Origin of the sequence: Maribellus luteus, assembly GCF_003576475.1 — a bacterium.
Lineage (GTDB): Bacteria > Bacteroidota > Bacteroidia > Bacteroidales > Prolixibacteraceae > Draconibacterium > Draconibacterium luteum.
In genome coordinates this window covers 139,282-145,495 of sequence record NZ_QWGR01000013.1, presented here as the reverse complement: position 1 = coordinate 145,495, position 6,214 = coordinate 139,282, and the positions used below count along the sequence as shown (strand labels likewise).

Sequence of the window (6,214 nt, the reverse complement as noted above, 5' to 3'; positions counted from 1 at the left end):
GGAAAACGGCGTTTTTTACATTCCGTCTCAGTCTCCGGTATCAACACCGCTTGAGCGAAACATTTGGACAGGAAACAGCAAGTAGAATTTTACACTAAACGAATTGTTTTTCAGGTAATCAATATAATTCTAAACCATAGTCTTGTGGTAAATATTTGGTTATGTAGGTGTTGGGTGGGGTCTGAAGGCAGTTGTGTTATTGGCCCAAGCCGGGTTGCCTACTTTTGAGTTGACGACAGAAAAGTAGTCCAGATATACAAGAAATGCTGTAATTTGAATTATTGTTTTAGTCGCTAAAGCAAAACTTGTTGCTCAGATATTTTCCTGGCGATAACGAGAGTGTCATTGGTATACAGATATGGACTGTAGTGCTTGCAAGCCGCTGATAGTTATTGTTGAGGATAAGTATAGCAAATGAGCATTCTCCAATCTTGTGTCTGTTATGGGGAGCAGTTGGTGAATTACAATCAACTAGGAATGCGGTGGGGAACCTTTTTTTCTTCTGTTTATGTCATGAAACTTGCAGTAATAAAGTGGGAAACAATTAGCAGCGATCTATTCCCATTTTATGAAGAATAGTTATAGTGCCATTGAGGTTGACGGGACATGTTTGACTTCACTTTTTGAAATGTTATTCCTGTCTCAGTTGTAAGCTCGTAATATCTGCTATGATAGTTCGTCTTGGCTGGTAAGACTTGTTTGTTCTGCTACTAAAATCGCCGTCCTTGAAAGGGTGATGATTTTGGGAAAGTGATTCTTGGGGCTTTAAATGTGGTAATCTTGTGATTGTCTGTATCTTTTTTTGATTCGAAAATGTTCGCTGGTTATTGGCCTGTTATTGAGCGTGTTGTTTGTGTTTCTCTAGTCTGTTGTTGATTGTTTTTGTGGTCGAAACGTATTATATTTTTAATGCTGTCTGTTTGTTTGTGTTTGTTTATGATTATATTTGTTTGCTATAATCAAAATTGAAGACAGAGAAGAATTGTTTATTTCCTAAGTGTTGTAGCAAACGGAGGGGAAAGAATTTATTACAGAACAGGTGGATTGAGAGTTCTTGTAGGGGAGATTGCATCAATTATTTAGTCAATATTAAAAGAAAAATTTGTCTGAATATTATAGGATGTTTTCTGGTAGTAGGGGCGAGACTTTAATAGTATTTCTGGAAGTTTGACAAGAGAAAAGGGATTTTCAAAATTCAGTCGTGTTAAGAGCAAAATTAAATAACATGGAATTAGTGGGCGGAAATCATAAGGATTTAAAAAATCAGTTTCAAATTACTGTTGCAGAAGGAGTATCTCTTCCGGTTGAGTATGTCCGGGCCGGACATGTTGGAGGTGTGCTTAACGGTGAGGTGTTTATTGCGGGTGGAACCAACTGGAGTAATGATAAAACTACCAAACACTGGTTGAAGAGCATGATTGTGCATAAGGATAGAAAATGGATCGAAGGACCTGATTTGCCAAAGGCATTGGCCTATGCGATGTACGACCATGATGCTACTGGATTTTATTTGGCAGGCGGGACGCGTGACGGGAGCTATGGGGAAAAGGAAGTTTATTGGTTGAGCTCTCTGGATATGGAAGGTGCATGGAAGTCTTTGCCGGATTTACCGGAAGGTGTGATGTATGGTGCAGGGGTGATCTTTGATAATAAGTTTTATGTCGCCTGTGGTTCTATAGGAAATCAGTCAGTAAACAACATGTGGTGCCTGGATCTTAATCATAATGATCGAGGATGGAAAGAATGTAACTCTGTTCCAGGCGTCGGAAGGATATTGCCTGCTTTGGTTACCTGTGGAAAATATTTGTATGTGATTGGGGGACTTGGGGAAGGTTCTCCGGCGACTCCTCTTAGTGATTTATATCGCTACTGTGCGGATGAGGACAAATGGGAGAGATTGCCCGATTTGCCTTTAGAGGGCTATGCCTGGGCGAGTAAGCAAATAGATGATGATCATATTCTATTAACGGGAAGAGCAGATGGAACTATACATGATGGCATTTGGATTGTCAATCTGAAAGATTCTTCTGTGACGAAAACGGGGCGTTTGCTTAGCCCTTCGACTACTGCTCCACTAATAAAAGTTGCAGATACAATTTTTTGGATGATTGGAGGAGAGCCCGACTCAAATAAAAACCGAACAGAAAAGATTTCAGTTATTGAGGTAAAATCAATAAAGGAAGTATAGTGAGTTGCTGGTATAAAGAGTTTGTACGAATAGTAAAAGTGGACAATTATGAAAAGCAGCAGTATCTTGAGATTTGATCTGTCGAGAAATACATTGTTTATTATTTCTGCGCTTTTGTTTGTGTTAGCTTGCTCTAATGAAGTAAAAAAAGTTACAGACATCCCGGAACCAAAGACGGTGCTGAAATTATCGCCTTCTGAAAACAACCCCCGTAACAGCGAAGGCGATTTTGTAACTCTAAAAGACGGACGAATTCTATATGTATATAGCCGGTACACCGGAGATTCTTCAAGTGACGATGCCCCTGCATTTTTAGCCGGACGTTATTCAGTTGATGGAGGTAAAACATGGACCAGTGAGGATAAAATGATTATTCCTAATGAAGGCGAAATGAATGTAATGTCGGTTTCGCTGTTGCGCTTACAAAACGGAGAAATTGCACTGTTTTACCTTCGGAAGAATTCAGCTGAAGATTGCATTCCGATGATGCGTATCTCCAGGGATGAGGCAAAAACCTGGAGCGAGCCTGTTCCCTGTATTGCCGACAGGAAAGGTTATTTCGTACTAAATAACGACCGTGTTATTCAGCTTAAAGATGGGAGATTAATTATGCCTGTGGCTTTGCACAATACGCCTGAAGGGAAATGGAATAGTCAAGGCGATTTATTCAGCTATTATTCTGACGATAATGGCATCTCATGGTATTCCAGCACAAAAGTGCCAAATGCCACCGACATCATCACGCAGGAGCCTGGGCTGATTGAATTAAAAGACGGGCGGCTAATGATGTACATCCGGGCAACCGGTGGATTTCAGCAATTGTCTTTTTCTTCCGATAGAGGAGAAACCTGGAGTCATATTGAAACAAGCAATATTCCTTCACCTTTGTCTCCTGCTACTATCGAAAGAATACCTGTGACAAGGGATTTGTTGCTAGTGTGGAATAATAACGGTGGTTCGAATCCGGAAATAAAAGGACAAAGAACCCCGCTGACAACAGCAATCTCGAAAGACGAGGGAAAAACATGGGATTATATTAAAAATATTGATACCGATCCGGATGGTTGGTACTGTTATACTGCTATTCATTTTGTGGATGACCAACATATTTTATTGAGCAATTGTGCCGGAAGCAGTTCTCAGGGAACAGGATTGTCAGTGACAGAGCTTACGCTCATGGATAAGTTGTGGTTATATAATTGAATGTTGAATGCGTAAAATATTTAAACATATAAAGCGATGACAATTAGAGTGATATGTTTTTCTTTCATGCTGATTATGCTAAGTCCTTATGGGATGGCACAGGAGTGGATTGAAGATTCGTTTGAGGATTTTGCTGATGGAAAATTAGATGCTTCAGGAAATAATATATATGTGAGTTCTGATGGCAAAGTAAGAACGATTCATCGGTTTGACTACAATGATGATGGATTTATAGATTTGCTTTTTTGCAATACGCATGACCAGGTGGATAATCTGCCGTCAACGCTGGCTGATGTTATGCCCGACCGGACAGTGGTCGAATCAGATATTGCTTATCCTGGCACTCTGCAAGTGAGGTCGAGCGACTTGAATAAAGATGGTTATGTTGACCTGGTTTTTGTTCCGAATTTTAACGGTATTCAGGGGACGCGTAATTTCGTTTCAATTATATACGGGGGGAAAGATGGCTGGCCGGTTACCCGTACAACAGGCCATTTACCTGGAAATCTGATCACCGAACTTGCGATTGCCGATTTAAACGGTGATCAATGGCCCGATATCGTGACATTGAACAGTGCGGCCTGGATTGTTGGTCAGCCTTCAGGTAGAATCGTCAGGATTTATTGGGGCAGTGAACGAGGTTTCGTCAATAAACGGTTTCGCGATCTGGGAATTGCTTCAGCCAAAAGTATAACCTCCGGCGATTATGATGGAAATGGAAGAGATGATGTCGCAGTATTAGGAGCAGATTCTACGATTACGATTCTATGGGGTTCATCTCTCAAAACAGATAAGGATAGCATCGAAACTTCCAGCTTGATTTGTCCTGTTGGGAAAGATGGGTTAACCATTGTTTCCGGCGATGTCAATAAAGACAATAAAACCGATTTGGTTGTGGGAACGAGTCGTGATTCAATCTATATAATTTCTTCATCGGGCGACCGCTCATGGGGACAAATTCAGGAAGTAAACGCAGTTAAAGCATCGAATATCGTGATTGCGGATGTCGATGCTGATGGGCAAAATGATATTGTTTTAAGTTACTTCGAGCAACGGATTGGCCCTGCCGGTGAATATGGTGGCGCTGGTGAATCATCGGGGAAGGCTGCTCATATATTGTGGGGGCAAGAAAAAGGCTTTTCTGTTGATGATATGACAACCCTGTCCGCGGAATACATTAGCGCCACGGCAGTCGGCGATTTCGACGGTGACGGGAAGCGCGACATTGCAGTTGCAATAAACAGGGATCGTTTAACCTTTACCGCCCAATCGGTGATCTACTACGGAAAAGGTGGACGACAATTTGAAAAAGGAGCGAACGGCATAAGAACGAGTGGCGCGATGAATGCCTATGCTTTTCCTGATCCGGACAACAACAAAGATTTGCTTGTTTTCAGCAATAGTAAAGAAGGCACAGTGCGCGAAGCCGTTCCTGCATCTATCTATTGGGGAAGTACGGATGGTTTCAGTGTGCAAAAACGAACCGAAATTTTTATGAGTAGTTCTTACGAATCGACGGTTGCTGATTTTAATGCTGATGGTTTTACTGATATGATTATACTGGGCGCGAAACATCATGGGCACAAGGACGACCCATGGGGAGGTGCCAATATTTTCTGGGGAAGTTCAAAGGGAATGGATTTTAGCAAAGAAGGGCGCTCCATATTGTCAGAAGATTTTGTTGCGTCCAGTAATACAGCCGATCTCAATAAAGATGGTTATCTCGATTTGGTGGTTGGCGCTTTTAATATGAGTGGGCTCAAAACCACGGTAGTTATTTATTATGGAGGAAAGGATGGATACACCCGGGAAAAACGGGTTGAGATTCCATGTCCTGGCAGATCAACGGGTATTCAGTTGGCAGACTATGATAACGATGAATGGCTCGATATCGCCGTGAATGTTTATGGCGAGTCCATGGTGCGTATCTTCTACGGGAGCAAATCGGGATTTGATTTTGAAAACCGTAAGGAAATAGATGTGCCGAGCCCGATCGATTTGAACACGGCAGACCTGAATAGCGACGGATGGCTGGATATGCTTGCCTGCTCATACAGCGATGTTGCAAACAACAATCATTTCGACATGGGAACCTATATTTTCTGGGGGAGCAATGCTGGATTCAATCATGCAAATGCTCAGTGGTTGCCGGGTTTTGCCGGACTGGGGCCTGTTATTGCCGATTTCGATGACGATAAATATCTCGATATTTTCCTCCCGCATTACCACGGGGAGCTTGTTCGCGATAATCTCCCTTGTTATCTGTACTGGGGGAGCAGCGCCGGCTACGGCGAAAATAACCGTTCGGAGCTGTTTAATAATTCTGCAGCACAAGGGATGGCTGCCGATTATGACAACGATGGGAAAATCGATATCGCGGTGGCCAACCACACGGCGCTCGGCAGTCATAATGCCAAATCGAAAGTTTTTTACAATGATGGAAACAGGTTTAAAAATCCCCGTATTACCGAGTTGCCAACCAGTGGCCCTCACTGGTCGCAAAACACCGATATGGGGAATGTATACAACCGGGAATGGTCGCAGACGTATGAATCTTCCGTTTTTCAATGGAACAGAAGCAGGAAAAGTGGTAGTCTTGATTTTAACGGGCTGGTGAAAAATGGCTCAGAATTGGAGTTTGAAGTTCGCTCTGCAAAAGACAGGAAAGAGCTGGACGATAGTAAGTGGATAAAAGTTAATGATTCGGGACGATTTGAGTTGGGAAAGGAAGACAGAGTCATTCAGTATAAGGCAATTTTTAGATCAGAGAATGGAGATTGTTATCCAGTTTTGGATGAAGTCAAGATTAAAATACAATAAGAA

The 6,214-nt window shown here is 42.2% G+C and carries 3 protein-coding genes; all 3 read left to right on the top strand.

Going from position 1 to position 6,214, the window contains the following annotated elements:
- The first annotated feature begins 1,225 nt into the window (after nt 1–1,225).
- The 3 genes from D1614_RS18490 (at nt 1,226) to D1614_RS18480 (ending at nt 6,211) form a co-directional block, all read left to right on the top strand.
- A complete protein-coding gene (locus tag D1614_RS18490; protein ID WP_119439460.1) occupies nt 1,226–2,188 on the top strand; it encodes a tRNA wybutosine-synthesizing protein 4 beta-propeller domain-containing protein in 963 nt (320 codons plus the stop codon).
- 66 nt (nt 2,189–2,254) lie between these two features.
- Nucleotides 2,255–3,391 (top strand): sialidase family protein, encoded by a 1,137-nt coding sequence (locus D1614_RS18485; protein ID WP_206610074.1) that lies wholly within the window; start codon nt 2,255–2,257, stop codon nt 3,389–3,391.
- A 36-nt stretch (nt 3,392–3,427) separates the two neighbouring features.
- Nucleotides 3,428–6,211 (top strand): FG-GAP repeat domain-containing protein, encoded by a 2,784-nt coding sequence (locus D1614_RS18480; RefSeq protein ID WP_119439458.1) that lies wholly within the window; start codon nt 3,428–3,430, stop codon nt 6,209–6,211.
- Nucleotides 6,212–6,214 lie beyond the last annotated feature (3 nt).

Bases quoted from the DNA above. Each gene is read 5' to 3' on its own strand.
- D1614_RS18480 (WP_119439458.1), top strand. From the start codon at position 3,428: ATGACAATTAGAGTGATATGTTTTTCTTTCATGCTGATTATGCTAAGT.
- D1614_RS18490 (WP_119439460.1), top strand. From the start codon at position 1,226: ATGGAATTAGTGGGCGGAAATCATAAGGATTTAAAAAATCAGTTTCAA.